This is a genomic window from Bradyrhizobium sp. 137 (assembly GCF_023074095.1).
Classification (GTDB): Bacteria; Pseudomonadota; Alphaproteobacteria; order Rhizobiales; family Xanthobacteraceae; genus Bradyrhizobium.
On the sequence record NZ_JADPKU010000127.1, the window covers coordinates 176565 to 192773 of the forward strand.

General features: G+C 65.0%; 12 protein-coding genes. 9 read left to right on the forward strand and 3 right to left on the reverse strand.

The features are described 5' to 3' along the window. Positions 1-27: 27 nt before the first annotated feature. Together IVA78_RS31940 and IVA78_RS31945 are read right to left on the reverse strand one after the other, a co-directional pair. Entirely contained in the window at positions 28-453 is a 426-nt protein-coding gene (locus IVA78_RS31940) for a universal stress protein (RefSeq protein ID WP_247421898.1), read from the reverse strand. A 49-nt stretch (positions 454-502) separates the two neighbouring features. Continuing rightward, positions 503-1039: a histidine phosphatase family protein gene (locus tag IVA78_RS31945; protein ID WP_247421894.1), complete on the reverse strand. Its 537-nt coding sequence runs from the start codon at positions 1037-1039 to the stop codon at positions 503-505. 92 nt (positions 1040-1131) lie between these two features. Here IVA78_RS31945 and IVA78_RS31950 point away from each other — a divergent pair, with 92 nt between their 5' ends. From IVA78_RS31950 to IVA78_RS31985, 8 genes are all read left to right on the forward strand, one after another. Continuing rightward, complete coding sequence (locus IVA78_RS31950; protein WP_247421893.1) at positions 1132-2589, forward strand: FAD-binding oxidoreductase; 1458 nt, start codon at positions 1132-1134, stop codon at positions 2587-2589. A gap of 87 nt (positions 2590-2676) precedes the next feature. Next, positions 2677-3189 (forward strand): peptide-methionine (R)-S-oxide reductase MsrB, encoded by a 513-nt coding sequence (gene msrB / locus IVA78_RS31955; RefSeq protein WP_247421890.1) that lies wholly within the window; start codon positions 2677-2679, stop codon positions 3187-3189. Positions 3190-3367: 178 nt separating this feature from the next. Continuing rightward, positions 3368-5629: a flagellar hook-basal body complex protein gene (locus tag IVA78_RS31960; RefSeq protein WP_247278680.1), complete on the forward strand. Its 2262-nt coding sequence runs from the start codon at positions 3368-3370 to the stop codon at positions 5627-5629. A gap of 34 nt (positions 5630-5663) precedes the next feature. Then, a complete protein-coding gene (gene flgK, locus IVA78_RS31965; protein ID WP_247421887.1) occupies positions 5664-7547 on the forward strand; it encodes a flagellar hook-associated protein FlgK in 1884 nt (627 codons plus the stop codon). A 21-nt stretch (positions 7548-7568) separates the two neighbouring features. Then, positions 7569-9452, forward strand: a complete 1884-nt coding sequence (locus IVA78_RS31970) for a flagellar protein (RefSeq protein WP_247421884.1) — start codon at positions 7569-7571, stop codon at positions 9450-9452. A 71-nt stretch (positions 9453-9523) separates the two neighbouring features. Next, positions 9524-10309 (forward strand): hypothetical protein, encoded by a 786-nt coding sequence (locus IVA78_RS31975; RefSeq protein ID WP_247421882.1) that lies wholly within the window; start codon positions 9524-9526, stop codon positions 10307-10309. A gap of 10 nt (positions 10310-10319) precedes the next feature. Further along, positions 10320-11543, forward strand: a complete 1224-nt coding sequence (locus tag IVA78_RS31980) for a hypothetical protein (protein WP_247421879.1) — start codon at positions 10320-10322, stop codon at positions 11541-11543. After that, the gene (locus tag IVA78_RS31985; RefSeq protein ID WP_247421876.1) at positions 11540-13039 is read left to right on the forward strand and encodes an aspartate aminotransferase family protein; all 1500 of its coding nucleotides are present in this window, start codon (positions 11540-11542) and stop codon (positions 13037-13039) included. Before IVA78_RS31980 ends, IVA78_RS31985 begins: the two co-directional genes overlap by 4 nt. 104 nt (positions 13040-13143) lie before the next feature. On the opposite strand, the gene flbT is transcribed toward IVA78_RS31985, so the two are convergent. Continuing rightward, positions 13144-13584 (reverse strand): flagellar biosynthesis repressor FlbT, encoded by a 441-nt coding sequence (flbT, locus tag IVA78_RS31990; protein WP_247421873.1) that lies wholly within the window; start codon positions 13582-13584, stop codon positions 13144-13146. Positions 13585-13905: 321 nt separating this feature from the next. Between flbT and IVA78_RS31995 the strand changes: the two genes are divergently transcribed. Beyond that, positions 13906-16152, forward strand: a complete 2247-nt coding sequence (locus tag IVA78_RS31995; RefSeq protein ID WP_247458424.1) for a DUF1522 domain-containing protein — start codon at positions 13906-13908, stop codon at positions 16150-16152. The last annotated feature ends 57 nt before the right edge of the window (positions 16153-16209 follow it).

Consider the following 16209-nt stretch of genomic DNA (forward strand, 5'->3'; position numbering starts at 1 on the left):
TCGCAATGACGGAGTTGGCTGCGACACTCAGTGCCTGACCACCAGCACCGAGCATTTGGCGTAGCGCACGACGTGTCCGGCGTTGGAGCCGAGGAAATAGGTGCGCATCGCCGGCCGGTGCGAGGTCATCACGATCAGGTCGGCTTTCATGTGCACCGCTTCCTCCAGGATCTCGTGGTAGATGCCGCCCTGGCGCACCACGCTGGAGATGCGGGAGGGTTCGATCCCGGACTCCCGCGCGACGATGGCGAGCGCTTCTTCCGAGGTCTGGCGCTGCTGCTCGTCGAAATCGGCCGGCACGTATTCGGCCAGCATCACCGGCGTCATCGGCAGCACGTTGAGCAGGCGTACAACGCCGCCCCAGGTTTGCGACAACGTCGCCGCGGTCGCGATCGCCGGCTTAGCGAGTTCGGTGTCGGCGAGGTCGATGGGCACGAGGATGGACTTGAACATCTGCGCCTCCAATCTTTCGGTCAGCACGTCTTAGCGGTACGTCGCGCGATCATCCCGATCGAAGCAGCTTGGGGCTGACCAACAGCACCAGTTTGCCGCGGCGGTAGGCCACGTCACCCCAATCCTTGACGTCAAAGTCGAAGATCGCAAGCCCCGCGGTGGGCAGGTTGTGGCCGAGTGCCCGCGCGCCGGCCGGATCGCCGCCGCCCATCAGCATGAGCGCGACCTCGTGCATGCCGGGATTGTGGCCGACCAGCAGCAATTGCTTAGGGTCGGCCGGGGCGGTTGCAGTGCGAATGGCGTCCAGGATCTGCGCGGGATCGGCGCCATAAAGTTCCGGCAGGACCTCGACCTGCGGCGCAGCGACGCGGTCCTTCATTGCCTCCCAGGCGATGTCCCAGGTCTGCCGGGCCCGGACGGCATGCGACACCAGCACGGTCTCGGGGAAGGGCGGATGGGCGGCGATCCAGTCGCCCATCCGCGCAGCATCCTTGTGGCCGCGGTCGTCGAGCCGGCGATCCTGGTCACGGCCGCTCGGCGCGTCGGTCTCGGTCTTGGCGTGACGCAGCAGCATCAAACGGCGCATGGCATTCTCGAATCGTTACGCATCCAGGATAATCAACAGGCGCGGGTTGAGGACAAGGTGACAAGCGCCCGATGGGTCCGTTAAGAAACGACATGAGCGAGACTTTCACAAGCGTGTCCCAGGAAGAAGCCGGCTTTCGCGAGCGGACGCGGCTGACGTTCGATCTCGATGCCGACATCTGCGTGATCGGGGCGGGGCTTGCCGGCCTCTCCATCGCGCTGGAGGCGGCCCGGCTCGGGGCCAGCGTCGCGGTGCTCGAGGGCCGCCATATCGGCTGGAACGCCTCCGGCAACCAGCTCGGCACCGTGATGCCGGGCTTTGCACTGTCGCTCGCGGATCTGATCGAGCGCGTCGGTCTCGAGGACGCGCGCGAATTGTGGACGCTGTCGAAGCAAGGCGCCGAGTTCGTCCGCGCCAACGCCACCGAAGAGAACATGCCGGGGATCGGCCTCCGCGAGGGCGCGCTGGAAGTGTCCAATGTCGATGACGGCGACCGGCTGATCAGCCGGCTGCAGATGCTGCACGAGGATTTCGACACCGAGGTCGAGGGCTGGCAGGTCGATCGCGTCCGCGCAGCGCTCAAGACCGATCGCTACTTCCACGGCATCCATTATCCCCGCGCGTTCCAGGTCGACGGCCGCGAATATGTGCACGGCCTTGCGGCATTGGCGCGGCGGGCAGGCGCCAGCATCTTCGAGGATACCCCGGTCGTCAGCATCGATCATTCCGGCATCCGCAAGCGCATCGTCACGCCCTCGGCGCGGCTGCGCGCGACTCATATCGTGCTCGCCGGCAACATCCATCTCGGCGCGCCCCTGCGGCGCCTGTCGGAGACGTTGCTTCCGGTCTGGCGCTATGCCGGCATCACCGCGCCGCTTGGCGAGCGCGTGCACGAGATCACCGCCTTCAAAGGATCGGTGATGGATGCTGGCGGCATCGACCATTTCCGTATCGTCGACGGCGACCGGCTGATGTGGGAGAGCCCGGTGACCACCTGGGCGGCGCGTCCGCAGCGTTTCGCCGGCGCGGTCAGGCGGCGGATCCGCACGATTTTTCCCCAGCTCGGCAATGTCGAGATCACCGATATGTTCGGCGGCGCCACCGGCCAGACGGTGCACGGCATGCCGCAGATCGGCCAACTGCGCAAAGGCCTGTGGGTGGCGAGCGGGTTCGGCCGCCAGGGCATGAACACCTCGGCCATGGCCGGACAGTTGATCGCGCGCAGCATCCTGCGGGGTGATGAACGCTGGCGCCTGTTTTCGCCCTTCGAGCTGGTCTGGGCGGGAGGGATGACCGGACGGGTCGCGGGCCAGTTGGTCGGGCTCTGGGGCAGGGCGAGTTCCGCGGCCGCCGGCTCGCTCGCCCGCTACCGCGAGCGGGCGCGGGTCAAGGACGGGAAACGCGAGGCGCGCCTCGCCGAAGCCAACCGGGCGGCTGGCACCGGTCCGCGCCGTCTGCCGCCCGGGGTCCGGCCACGGCCGGCACCGCCGCCACGAGCTGCGGCCCAGGCGTCGGAACCAGCCCCGCAGGAGGACAGCGTCTCGCAATAGACCCGAGAATAATTCTGCCCGGAAGTGTAACGTCGGCCGTCAGAAGCCCGTATCTCAGGGCGTGAACGCTCCCGCACGGAGAATGAGATGTTTGATCGCCGCATCCTGCTATCGACTGCCGCCGGGTTGTTCGGCCTTTCGGCCTTCCGCTGGCTGAGGGCATCGCCGGCCGAGGCTGGCGAGAAGGCCGCGGAAAAGTTCGAGATCGTGAAGACGGAGGCCGAATGGCGTGCCCAGCTCACGCCGCAGCAATATGAGATCCTGCGCAATCACGGCACCGAGCGGCCCGGCTCCAGCCCACTGCTCAAGGAGCATCGCAAGGGCATCTTCGCCTGCGCCGGCTGCGACCTGCCGTTGTTTAGCTCCGACACCAAGTTCGAGAGCGGCACCGGTTGGCCGAGCTTCTACCAGCCGATCGAGGGCAATGTCGGCAAGACCGAGGACCGTGCTTACGGCATGATCCGCACCGAAGTGCATTGCCGGCGCTGCGGCGGCCATCTCGGCCACGTCTTCGACGACGGTCCGAAGCCGACCGGACTGCGCTATTGCATCGATGGTTTCGGGCTGGTCTTCCATCCCGCGGCGGCGTCGGCGACGTGAAGTTTGATCCGGCAATTGTTGCCGGCCCGGCAATTGTGCCCCGGTCGTCCGACCGGGGCATGTTGATTTAAGTCGTTGATTTCCTGAAGATACCCGCATTGGCATAGCCTTTGCGACTGTCTCCTCCGACTGCGGCCAGGCTCGACCGGCCGCCGGGATCGGATTTGGAGACAAAGTTATGGGTATCTTCGATGCAATGAACACCTCGGTGGGTGGCCTGCAGGCGCAGTCGTTCGCGCTTCAGAACATTTCCGGCAACATCGCGAACTCATCGACCACCGGTTACAAGGGCATCGGCACCAGCTTCGTCGATCTCATTCCCGACTCGTCCGTGCCGAGCAAGCAGGTCGCAGGCGGCGTGACGGCCAACGCCAAGGCCACCATCACGACGCAGGGAACGATCTCGTCGTCCACCGTCGCCACCAACATGGCGATCACCGGCGACGGTTTCTTCTCGATCCAGAAGGCGACCGGCGTCGTCGACAACGTACCGGTGTTCAGCGGCGTCACCTACTACACCAGGCGTGGCGACTTCCAGCTCAATGCCAACGGCAATCTGGTCAATGGCGCCGGTTATTACCTGATGGGCGTCACGGTCGACCCGAAGACGGGCAATCCGCAGGGCAACGTGGCGACCGTCCTGCAATTCCAGAACAATTTCATTCCGGCGCAGGCGACCACCTCGATCCAGTACGCCGCGAACCTGCCGACGCAGCCGAACACGGTGGCGAGCACGACGGCGGCGACGGGCACGCTGCTGGCGGCTGGTGGACTGAACCCATCCGACTTCGCCGCCAACCCGTTGCCCGTCGGCACACCGCCGGCACCCTATGCCAACGCAAAAGTTTCCGGCGCGGCGGCGACCGGCAACGTCCGCTCGCCCTACTCGTCGACCACGGGCACGGGTACGGTTGCGCTTCAGAACAATTCGTCCGCCGTGGCTTCGACCACCACCTCCCTCGACAACACGGTAGGTACGCATCTCGCCTCTAGCATTCTCACCGCGCTGAGCGGCCAGACGCTGACCATTAACGGCAACACGGTCACCTTCAACGCCGGCACGACGGTCTCGACGGTCGGCAGCAACACCACGATCGGTCTCGGTGCGGGCACGACGGCTACGGTGGCGGACATCCTGAACGCGATCCAGACCGCCGGCGGCGCCGGTGTCACGGCGTCGCTCTCCGCCAGCGGCAACATCGTGATCTCCAGCGGTACCGGTACCGACGTGGCGGTGGGCAGCGGTACGGCAGCCACCGCGCTCGGCATCAGCAGCGTGACGCGCGGCGGAAACGTGCTGTCCTCGCCCGCGATCTCGGGCTCAACGGTGCTGAGCGGCACGGCGACCGCCGGCGGCGCGCAAGTGCTCTCGTCGGGTTTTTCCGCAGGCCCGCCCGCCGACACGATCACCGTCAACGGTCAGACGCTGACGTTCGTCGCCTCGGGTGCCTCGGGTCCGAACCAGATCAACATCACCGACAACATCACGACCCTGCTCGGCAAGATCGACGCACTCTCCGGCGGGTCGGGGTCGTCGGTGAGCAGCGGTGGCGTGATCACGCTGAATACCGGCACCGTCTCTAATCTCACAGTGTCGAGCTCGAACAGCGCGGCCTTTGCCGCGCTCGGCTTCACCTCGACCATCACCAAGAATCGCGACGGCGGCGGCACCGCCGGCACCGGCGGTGTGATCGGCAACGACATCGCCACCTTCACCAAGGAATCGATCAGCGGCGGTGCCGTGACCGCCTACAACGCCGCCGGCACGCCGGTGAATCTGCAATTGCGCTGGGCCAAGACGGACAGCGCTTCGCTGGGCGCGGGCCATTCCGATACCTGGAACCTGTTCTACCAGACCGACCCGAATGCGACCGGCACGACGGTCGGCTGGGTCAATACCGGCCAGGCCTTCACTTTTGCCTCGGACGGCTCGCTGACCTCGCCGAGCGGCTCGGGCATCACCATCAACAATGTCAGCGTGAGCGGCCAGTCGCTCGGCTCCGTCGCCTTCAACATCTCCTCGGGCGGGCTAACGCAATATGCCAGCACGAGCGGCGCGGTGACCATCAACACCATCACCCAGAACGGCTATTCCGCCGGTCAGCTCCGCTCGGTTGCCGTCAACAACAATGGCATCGTGGTCGGAACCTTCTCGAATGGCCAGAACCTCAACCTCGCTCAGGTCCAGCTGTCGCATTTCAACGGCACAAACTATCTGAAGGCGCTCGACGGCGGCGCTTATGCCGCGACTGAACAGTCGGGAGACGCCATCGATGGCGCTTCGGGCACCATCAGCGGCTCGTCGCTGGAGGGATCCAACACCGACATCGCCGACGAATTCACCAAGCTGATCGTGACCCAGCAGGCCTATTCGGCCAACACCAAGGTGATCACGACCGCGAATTCGATGGTGCAGGACCTCTTGAACGTGTTGCGCTGATCGGCGCGTAACGTAACCAAAGGCGGCTAGTAACATGGGTTTGAGTTCGGCCCTCGCCAGTGCGATGAGCGGTCTGCGTGCCAACCAGGCCGCGCTCTCGATCGTCTCCTCGAACGTCGCAAATTCGCAGACGCCGGGTTACGTCGTCCAGACGCCGAACCAGATCGAGGTAACCACTGGCGACTTCGGCTCGACGGCGATGACCACCGGTGTCAGCCGCGAGCTCGACAGCTACGTGCTGAACCAGCTACGGACCGAGACCGGTGGCAGCGGCTACGCCGACCAGATGGCCAACATCCTGAAGCAGCTTCAGAATGTCTATGGCACGCCCGGCAATTCCGGCACGCTCGAAACTGCGCTGAACAATTTCACCACGGCGCTGCAGGCGCTGTCGACAAGCTCGGGCGCGTCGTCGGCGCAGACCGTGGCCCTCGGCGCGGCCCAGGCGCTGGCACAGCAGCTCAATGTCACGACCAAAGGCATCCAGTCGCTGCGCTCCAACGTCGAGCAGGATCTGGGCACTTCGGCGCAAGCCGCCAACGCGGCAATGCAGCAGATCGCCGAGATCAACACCAGGCTCCAGGGCCTGTCGGCCAACGATCCCTCCGCCGCGACGCTGATGGATCAGCGCGACCAGGCCATCAACACGCTGTCGAAATATGTCGACGTCCGCGTCACGACGGACGGCTCGAACCAGGCCAACATCTACACCACGACCGGGATTCAGCTCGTCGGCGCCGGGCTCGCCTCGGAATTCTCCTTTGCGTCCGCGGGCGCGCTGTCGGCGACCTCGCTCTACAACATCGATCCGGCCAAGTCCGGCGTCGGCGCGTTCAACATCAAGCTGCCGAACGGCTCGCAGGTCGACGTCGTCGCCAACAACGTGGTGTCTTCCGGCCAGATCGCGGCTGACCTGAAGCTGCGCGACCAGACGTTGGTGCAGGCGCAGAACCAGATCGACCAGCTCGCCGCCACGATGTCGAGCGCGCTGTCCGACAAGACCACGGCCGGCAGCACGGTCTCCGGTCCGCCGGCCGGATTCGATCTCGACCTCGCCGGTGCGGCGCCGGGCAACACCGTCAACATCACCTACACGGACACGACCACCAACACGCAGCGCCAGATCACGCTGGTCAACGTGACCGATCCGGCCGCGTTGCCGTTGCAGAACGCGACGAATGCCAACCCGATGCGGATCGGCATCAACTTCGCCGGCGGCATGGGCGCGATCGCCTCTGCGCTCAACACCGCGCTATCAGGCACGCATCTGTCGTTCGCCGCCGCCCCGTCGCCGGCGACGGCCACGACGCTGCGGGTAGCCGACGACAACACCGGCCTTGCCAAGGTCAATTCGGCCTCGACCACCAAGACGATCTCGACGCTGACCTCGGGCAACCCGCAACTGCCGCTGTTCACCGACGGCGGCCAGGCGCTCTACACCGGCGCGATCACCGCGTCGGGTTCGCAGATGACCGGCCTTGCCGGACGCATCGCCGTGAACACGCAGCTGGTTTCCGATCCGACCCGGCTGTCGGTCTACAACACCTCGCCGGTGACGTCCGCGGGCGACACCACGCGTTCGGACTATCTCTATTCCCAGCTCACCAATGCCGTGTTCTCCTATTCGCCGCAGAGCGGGCTCGGCTCGGCGAGCCAGCCCTTCACCGGCAGCGTTTCGAACTACCTCCAGCAGTTCCTGAGCGTGCAGGCCAATGCCGCGACCCAGGCGACCCAGCTCCAGCAGGGCCAGAGCGTCGTGGTCTCGACGCTCCAGGCCAAGTTCAACTCGACCTCCAGCGTCAACCTGGACTCGGAGATGTCGAACCTGATCCAGCTTCAGAATGCCTATGCCGCCAACGCCCACGTCATGTCGGTGGTGCAGAGCATGATGAACACGTTGCTCCAGGCTCAAGGGTAACAAGTAACAGGGCTCTGAAACATGTCGATCAGCAGCATCAACTACTCGTCGTCGGTTCTGGGCTCGCAGATCCGCAACATCAATCAGCAGCTCACCGATCTGTCGACGCAGCTTTCGACCGGCAAGCTGTCGCAGAACTATTCCGGCATGGGCACCAACGAGGGTTTTGCGATCGCCGGGCGCGCGCAGCTCTCCAACATCGCCGCCTATACCGACACGATCACCAACGTCAATGTCAGCATCAACCTCGCCAATACCGCCCTGCAGTCGCTGACGAAGATCCGCAGCACGGTGCAGACGGGCTCGGCCTCTACCGCGCAGGATCTCAACGTCAACGGCCAGACGGTCGCGCAGAACACCGCGGCCGCCCAGTTCGGCTCGATGGTCGGCGTTCTCAACACGCAGACCGGCAGCCGCTATCTGTTCTCCGGAACGGCCGTCAACACCCAATCGGTCGCCGATGCCGGCGACATCATCAACGGCACCACGACGCAGGCGGGGTTCAAGACCGTCATGGCGGAGCGCCAAGCCGCCGACCTCGGCGCCAACGGCATGGGCCGTCTGGTGCAGACGCAGCCGACGCTGAGCTCGGTGCAAGTCGCGGAAGACGCCGCCGGGTCACCGTTCGGGCTCAAGATCAAGTCGGTCTCCTCGACGTTGACCGGTGCGACCGTCACCGGCCCGAGCGGCTCGCCGGTGTCGTTCTCGGTCGATCTCAACGGCGTCAACCCGAACAACGGCGACAAGCTGAGCGTCCAGTTCACGCTGCCGGACGGCACGATCGAGCAGATCGACCTGACCGCCTCGACGGCGACGCCGACCCCGCTCGGCAGCTTCGCGATCGATGCGAGCGTCCCCGTCAACCCGAACAACACGGCCGCGAACCTCAACACGGCGCTGAACACCGCGATCACCAAGCTCGCCAACACCTCGCTGGTGGCGGCATCCGCGGTCGTCGCCGGCGACAACTTCTTCAACAGCGCGAGCTCTGCAATCGGCGCGCCCGTCAACAACCAGGCGACGCCGCCGGCCCCTGTCTCCGGCGCGACGGCACTGTCCGGCGCGAGCCCCTCGGACTCGATCTCGCCGGGCTTCGTCGCCGGCGACACCATCACCATCAACGGCACCACGCTGACCTTCGTCGCTTCCGGCGCGTCCGGCAACCAGCTCAACGTCACCGATAGCATCCAGACCCTCTTGAGCAGGATTGACCAGATCACGGGGACGTCGAAGCCCTCGACCGTCCATGGCGGCTCGATCACGATCAACACGGACGATGCGGCGAGCCTCAGCATCACGAGCTCGAATACGGGCGCGCTGAGTTCGCTCGGTTTCAGTTCGACGCCCGTGACCGCCACGCAACCGCCACTGCGCGTCGGCTCGTCGCCGGCGAGTTCGGCAACCACGCTGGTGAACGGCTCGGCCAATACAGTGAAATGGTACTTGGGCAATGACGGGCCGGGTTCGCCGCGCTCGACCGCGATGGCGCGGGTCGACGATGCCGTGACGGTGCAATATGGCGCCCAGGCGAATGAGGATGCGATCCGCCGGCAATTGCAGGCGATCGCGGTGTTCGGGACCTTCTCGACCTCGCCGACCGGCCAATATTCGGGCGGGCAGGTTTCCGCGCTGAGCCTGCGGGTGACGCAGGCGCTGACCCAGCAGCCCGGGCAGCAGCGCATCGAGGACATCCAGACCGACATCGCGATGGCCCAGAACACGATGAAGGATGCGTCCACGCGCCAGACCCAGGCCAAGGCGCAGCTCCAGACCATCATCGACCAAGCGGAATCGGCCTCGCCGGACCAGGTCGCGAGCGAGATCCTGGCGCTGCAGAATGCGCTCCAGGCGTCCTACCAGGTGACCTCGAGCCTGGCGCAGCTCTCGCTCGTCAAGTTCCTGTAAGGACGCGTTAAGGCGCCGTTAACCATGCCTCTTTACCTCTTGGTGAGGACTGGAGCGGGGCGGAGCTGGGGATGCCGGACAAGATACAACTGGTGGTGGCGACACCATGCTTCGGCGGGCAGGTGTCGAGCATCTATGCGAGCTCGATCTTCGCGCTCCAGCGCGCCGTGCACGGCATGTCCAATCTCGAGCTCAAGGTGCACTTGCGCGACGGCGACGCGCTGATCACGCGCGCGCGGGCCAATCTGGTCGCACTGTTCCTGGACGATCCCAAGGTGACGCATTTCCTGTTCATCGATGCCGACATCGGCTTCAAGCCGGAGCAGGTGTTCCGGCTGATCGAATGCGGCGCCGACGTCGTCGCCGGCTGCTATCCGATCAAGCGGGTCAACTGGGACAAGGCGAAGCGTGCGATTGAGGCCGGCCGCGCTGACGTGCCGGCGGCCGCGCTCGATTACGTGCTGGAGATCGAGGATCCCGAGCGCATCGTGGTCGTCAACGGCTTCACCCGCGTGCGCTATGCCGGCACCGGCTTCCTGATGATCCGGCGCCACGTGCTGGAAGCGATGTGCCGCCACCCCGACTACGCCAACTTGCAATTCTTCCGCGAGCATTCGCAGGATACGCTGGCGGCGAGCCGCAACCGGTTCGCGCTGTTCGAATGCATGATCGATCCAGCGACCGGAACGTATCTTTCCGAGGACTTCGCCTTCTGCAAGCGCTGGACCGACATCGGCGGCGAGATCTGGGCCGACATCCAGAGTTCGCTCGATCACGTCGGACCGTCGGTGTTCCACGGCGATATCGCCTCGCAATTCGCGCCGGCGCCCGCAGCGGCGGCGGCCGATGCGGCGTGAGCCTTTCGGGATGAGCGCCGGCGCGTACGCCGACCGCATCGGCTTTGCGCAGCTGACGCGCCAGGCTTTCGAAGGCGTCGATTTGCAGCCGTTGCGCGACCAGCTCGTGGCCCGGATCAGAGAGGGGACGGCACAGGCGGGCGAAGGCCTGGATCTGTCGCTGATCGTCCAGCTCCTTGGCGACAAGGAGGCGGGGCTTGCGATCCAGTCGGAGGTGCTGACCTTCCATCAGTTATTTCGTACGCCCAGCGCTGCCCCGAAGCCGGGCTTGCGCGTACTCGCGCTTGCAGCCGACATCGACATGGGCGGCAACACGCCGATCGACTTCCTACTCGAAGGGTCCGACATCGAGCTGTTGACCCTCTACGTGGTCAAGGGCGTCGGTCTGCCGGAGAACTTGCCCGAGCACGACGTCTCCATCGTGGTTGCGTCCGACTCCGAGGAATGCCGGGACGCGCTCGCGCTGATCGAGAAGGCCGCGCCACACTGGCCGCGGCCGCTGCTCAATCGCCCCGATCTCATCGGCAACCTCGATCGCGACAAGCTGTACCGGCTGCTGACGGGTGTGCCCGGCCTTGACATTCCGGCGACCGTCCACGCCACGCGCGCGCAATTGTCGGAGCTCGCGCTGGGGCGGATCGCCTGCGATTCCATCGCGGAAGAATTGCACTTTCCGATGATCGCGCGACCGCGCGGCTCGCATGCCGGCGTCGGGCTCGCGAAGGTCGCTGATGCGGCAGCGCTCTCGGCCTATCTTGCCGAACGGAAGGATGAGGACTTCTTCGTCGCACGCTTCGTCGACTATGTCAGTCCCGACGGGCTCTATCGCAAATATCGCCTCGCCATGGTCGACGGCAAGCCTTACGCTTGCCACATGGCGATCGCCGATCGCTGGGACATCTGGTATCTCAACGCCTACATGGCATTCAGCGAGGAGAAGCGGGCCGAGGAGGCCGTCTTCATGCTCGGCTTCGACCACACCTTCGCGGTGCGCCACAGGAGCGCGCTCGAGGAGATGAGCAGACGCGTCGGGCTCGACTATTTCATCGTCGATTGCGCCGAGAACCAGGACCGTGAGCTCCTGGTCTTCGAAGCCGACAACACCGCTGTCGTGCACAACATGGATTCCCCGGTCGTGTTTCCGTACAAGCCGCCGCAGATGCGCAAGATATTTGCGGCGTTCACGGCGATGCTGTCGCGGCATGCGCGCGCGGGCAAGGAGAGCGCAGCATGAATGAGATCATCCGCAACACGCCCGGCTCGGTCACCCACACCTCGCTCGATCCGCAGGACTGGAGCGAGTTTCGCGCGCTGGCCCATCGCATGCTGGACGAGGCGATCGACGGCATCGCCAACATCCGGGCGCGTCCAGTCTGGCAGCCGATCCCCGACGAGGTCCGCGCGGCGTTCAAGGCCGACGTGCCGCGCCAGGCGAGCCGCCTCGCCGATGTCTATCGCGAGTTTGTCGAGCATGTCGAGCCCTATGCGACCGGCAACGTCCATCCGGGCTTCATGGGCTGGGTCCATGGCGGCGGCACAGCGGTCGGCATGCTCGCGGAGATGCTCGCAGCCGGCCTCAATGCCAATCTTGGCGGACGCGACCACATGCCGATCGAGGTCGAGCGCCAGATCATTGCGTGGATGCGCCGCCTGTTCGCGTTTCCGGACGACGCGAGCGGCATCTTCGTCACGGGCACGTCGATGGCCAATCTGATGGCCGTGCTAGTGGCACGTACGAACGCGCTCGGCGCGCTGGCACGCCAGCACGGTATCGGCAATGATGGCGCGCTGCTCACGGCCTATACGTCGCACGCCGCACATGGCTGCATCTCGCGGGCGATGGATATTGCCGGGCTCGGCACGGACGCGCTACGCAAGATCGGTGTCGATGCCGATCATCGCATCGATGTTGCCGCGCTGCGCGCGCAGATCGCTGTTGATCGCGAGGTGGGATTCAAGCCGTTCCTGGTGGTCGCATCGGCCGGCACGGTCGACGTCGGCGCGATCGACGATCTCAAGGCCGTCGCGGAGCTGTGCCGCGAGGAAGGGATCTGGTTTCACGTCGACGGCGCTTTCGGAGCGCTCGCGATCATGTCGCCCGAGCTCGCACCGCTGCTTGGCGGCATCGAGCTCGCGGATTCCATTGCGCTCGACTTCCACAAATGGGGACAAGTGCCTTATGACGCCGGCTTCCTGCTGGTGCGCGACGGCGAGCAGCATCGGCAGGCGTTTGCGCAGCCCGCGGCCTATCTGCGCCGGGAGGCGAGGGGACTTGCGGCGGGTGCGGTCTGGCCTTGCGATCTCGGACCTGATCTGTCGCGCGGCTTCCGTGCGCTGAAGACCTGGTTCACTCTGAAGACGTTCGGCACCGATCGGCTCGGTGCGGCGATCGCGCGAAGCTGCGCGCTTGCAAAATATCTGGAGGCGCGCATTCTGGCCGAGCCGCGGCTGGAATTGCTGGCGCCGGTCAATCTCAACATCGTCTGCTTCCGCTATCGCGCCGATGATGCGGTCAATCGCGAGATCGTCGCCGACATCCAGGAGTCGGGCGTCGCGGCACCGTCGAGCACCACGCTGGACGGCAGGTTTGCGATCCGTGCCGCGATCGTCAATCACCGCACCGACGAGAGGGACATCGACGCGCTGGTCGCGGCCGTGCTGGAGTTCGGTGGACGCCGGAGCGGCGACGGAGTGGTTGAGGTCGAGGCGCCGCCGCTCGCGGCGCTCTAGCAGCGATGCATGCCTGAGACGACAACGGCCCCGGAGGTGATCCGGGGCCGTTGTCGTTCGCGCGGCTTGATCGTTCGCGCGGCGTGCAGCGCGAACGCGTGTGGTCACGCGGCGGTGCTGACGTTGTCCTTGTCCGCTTCGGCCTTCGGATGCGTGGCTTCGAACTGATCCCGCAGCTTCTCCTCATAAGCGATCAGCTTGCGAGCGTCTTTCAGCGCCCGGTAGAGGTCGCCGTTGAGGATGTTGTTGTTGATGCCTTCGATGATCGGCCAGGCGCTCGGCACCGCGGTGACGATGTCGCGCACCAGATTGAAATAGGTGCCGTGCTGGGTCTGCGGATCCGGCGAGATGTACATGAGCTGGACCGCCAGATAGACCAGCTTGGCGGGCGTGTTTGCCGTCTCCGGCGTGAGGATGTCGCGCTCGCGCAGGATCGGCACGTTGTCGCCGTCGATCAGGAGGCGGGCGCGCTGGTCGGTGTTGGTAATCACGCAGTTACCGACGATGATGCGTTCGTGCGGTCTGAGCTCGACCTTGAGGGCCATGCCTGTTCTCCATCAACGCTTTTGTAACCGAGCGTTCGTTGCGGCTCATCAGGGCGTGATTCTCGCCCGGAATTAGTTAACGAGCTGTAAATCGCCGGCGTATGCGCGGGAAAGTGCAACATTATCAATGTTGTATCTGTTGTGGCGGTGCGGCGATGTGCGCAACTTCCACGCCCGAATCACGCACGGCCCGGCAAAAGCACGGATTTCATTTCATGTTTCGTTAGAGGTCTCGGCGCCACGGTCCGCCGGTCGCTGGGTCGATCTCGATCCAAGCTGACGCGTAACAGTAGCGTCGTTTACCAGAAAGGTAACAGTGTCATGTCCGGTATCGTCCTCTCCGCATCGGTTCGTCAGAACCTGCTCTCTCTCCAGTCCACCGCCGATCTTCTCGCCACCACCCAGAACCGTCTGTCGACCGGCAAGAGCGTCAACTCGGCTCTGGACAATCCCACCAACTTCTTCACGGCACAGTCGCTCGACAACCGCGCCAGCGACATCAACAATCTGCTCGACGGCATCGCCAACGGCGTGCAGGTGCTGCAGGCTGCCAACACCGGCATCACCTCGCTGCAGAAGCTGATCGACAGCGCCAAGTCGATCGCCAACCAGGCGCTTCAGACCACCGTCGGCTATTCCACCAAGTCCAACGTCTCCACCACGATCGCCGGTGCGACAGCTTCGGATCTGCGTGGCACGACCAGCTACACCAGCGCGGATGCGCTGAGCAACGTGCTCTACAGCGGTGCGGCCGGCGGTGTAACCGCTGCTGCGTCCGGTACCAAGCTCGGTGGCGTTCAGGGCACGAATACGGGAACCGTCATCAACGCTGCGACCACTGGTGCGAGCCTGCTGAACGGCACAGCGACCGCTGGCGACGCCAACGCCGGCGTTGCCGCGGGCGACACGTTCACCGTCAACGGCAAGACCATCACCTTTGCCGCCGGCGACGTGCCCACGACCGCCCCGACCGGTCAGACCCGGGTCGCTGCCACCGGTATCACGACCGGTAACGTCTACACGGACAACACCAGCGGTAACGTGACGATCTATCTCGGTTCGGGCACGAAGGCTGCGGTAGGCGACGTCCTGACTGCCATCGACCTCGCCAGCGGGGTGCAGAGCAACGTTGCCGGGACCCTGACGGTCAACAGCGGCCAGACGATCTCGTCCGTCAGCGGCGGCGGTGCGCTCGTCCTGAAGAGCACGATCGGTTCTGACCTCAGCGTAACGGGCAAGGCCGACATCCTCAACAAGCTCGGCCTGACCAGCGCGACCGGCGCCGGCAGCGTCACTGCGACGGCGGCCCGTACCACGAGCTCGGCGACCCTGTCGTCGTTCATCTCGTCGGGTTCGACCCTGAACGTCGATGGCCATGTCATCACCTTCAAGGACGGTCCGACGCCGACGGCGGCTTCGCTGGCCTCCACCCAGGGCGTGTCGGGTAACGTCGTCACCGATGGCAACGGCAACTCGACGGTCTACCTGCAGAGCTCGACGATCGCCGACGTGCTGAAGGCGATCGACTTCGCCACGGGCGTGCAGACCTTCACGCTCAACGGCAGCGGCGGCGGTACGCTTGCGACCGCCTCGGGTCAGACGGCTTCGTCGATCAACGCCTCCGGCCAGCTCAAGCTGTCCACCGGCGTCAATGCCGACCTGTCGATCACCGGCACCGGCAACGCGCTGTCCGCGCTCGGTCTTGCCGGCAACACCGGTACGTCCTCGGCGTTTACCGCGGCCCGCACCTCCGGCACCGGCGGCATCAACGGCAAGACCTTGACCTTCAGCTCCTTCAACGGCGGTACGGCGGTCAACGTCACCTTCGGCGACGGCACCAACGGAACGGTCAAGACCCTCGATCAACTCAACACCGCGCTTCAGGCCAACAACCTGGCCGCGACGATCGATGCCAACGGTCAACTCACTATCACGGCATCCAACGACTACGCGTCGTCGACGATTGGTTCAGCGACGGCTGGCGGCGCGATCGGCGGTACGATCACCGGCACGCTGACGTTCACGACCGCCTCCCCACCGGTCCAGGACGTGGTGGCTCAGTCGGCTCGCGCAAATCTGGTGTCGCAGTACAACAACATCCTGAACCAGATCGACACCACCTCCGTCGACTCCTCTTTCAACGGCGTCAACCTCTTGAATGGCGACCAGCTCAAGCTGGTGTTCGACGAAACCGGCAAGTCGAGCCTGAACATCACCGGCGTGACCTACAACTCGAAGGGTTTGGGTCTCGCCGCGCTGACAGTCGGTGTCGACTTCATCGACAACGCTGCCACCAACCGGGTGCTGACCAATCTGAATGCCGCGTCCAGCACGCTGCGCTCGGAGGCCTCGGCGCTCGGCTCAAACCTGTCGGTGGTGCAGATCCGTCAGGACTTCAACAAGAACCTGATCAACGTGCTGCAGACCGGCTCGTCCAACCTGACGCTGGCCGACACTAACGTCGAGGCAGCGAACAGCCAGGCACTGTCGACCCGGCAGTCGATCGCGGTCTCCGCGCTGTCGCTGGCCAACACCTCGCAGCAGAGCGTGCTCCAGCTGCTCCGCTAATAAGCGACTGAACTAACTGGATAAAATCGAGCGGCGGGGCTATTTTCCCGCCGCTCT

Bases quoted from the DNA above. Each gene is read 5' to 3' on its own strand.
- IVA78_RS31960 (WP_247278680.1), top strand. From the start codon at position 3,368: ATGGGTATCTTCGATGCAATGAACACCTCGGTGGGTGGCCTGCAGGCG.
- IVA78_RS31940 (WP_247421898.1), bottom strand. From the start codon at position 453: ATGTTCAAGTCCATCCTCGTGCCCATCGACCTCGCCGACACCGAACTC.
- IVA78_RS31980 (WP_247421879.1), top strand. From the start codon at position 10,320: ATGAGCGCCGGCGCGTACGCCGACCGCATCGGCTTTGCGCAGCTGACG.
- IVA78_RS31950 (WP_247421893.1), top strand. From the start codon at position 1,132: ATGAGCGAGACTTTCACAAGCGTGTCCCAGGAAGAAGCCGGCTTTCGC.
- IVA78_RS31995 (WP_247458424.1), top strand. From the start codon at position 13,906: ATGTCCGGTATCGTCCTCTCCGCATCGGTTCGTCAGAACCTGCTCTCT.
- flbT (WP_247421873.1), bottom strand. From the start codon at position 13,584: ATGGCCCTCAAGGTCGAGCTCAGACCGCACGAACGCATCATCGTCGGT.
- IVA78_RS31975 (WP_247421882.1), top strand. From the start codon at position 9,524: ATGCCGGACAAGATACAACTGGTGGTGGCGACACCATGCTTCGGCGGG.
- flgK (WP_247421887.1), top strand. From the start codon at position 5,664: ATGGGTTTGAGTTCGGCCCTCGCCAGTGCGATGAGCGGTCTGCGTGCC.
- msrB (WP_247421890.1), top strand. From the start codon at position 2,677: ATGTTTGATCGCCGCATCCTGCTATCGACTGCCGCCGGGTTGTTCGGC.
- IVA78_RS31985 (WP_247421876.1), top strand. From the start codon at position 11,540: ATGAATGAGATCATCCGCAACACGCCCGGCTCGGTCACCCACACCTCG.
- IVA78_RS31945 (WP_247421894.1), bottom strand. From the start codon at position 1,039: ATGCGCCGTTTGATGCTGCTGCGTCACGCCAAGACCGAGACCGACGCG.
- IVA78_RS31970 (WP_247421884.1), top strand. From the start codon at position 7,569: ATGTCGATCAGCAGCATCAACTACTCGTCGTCGGTTCTGGGCTCGCAG.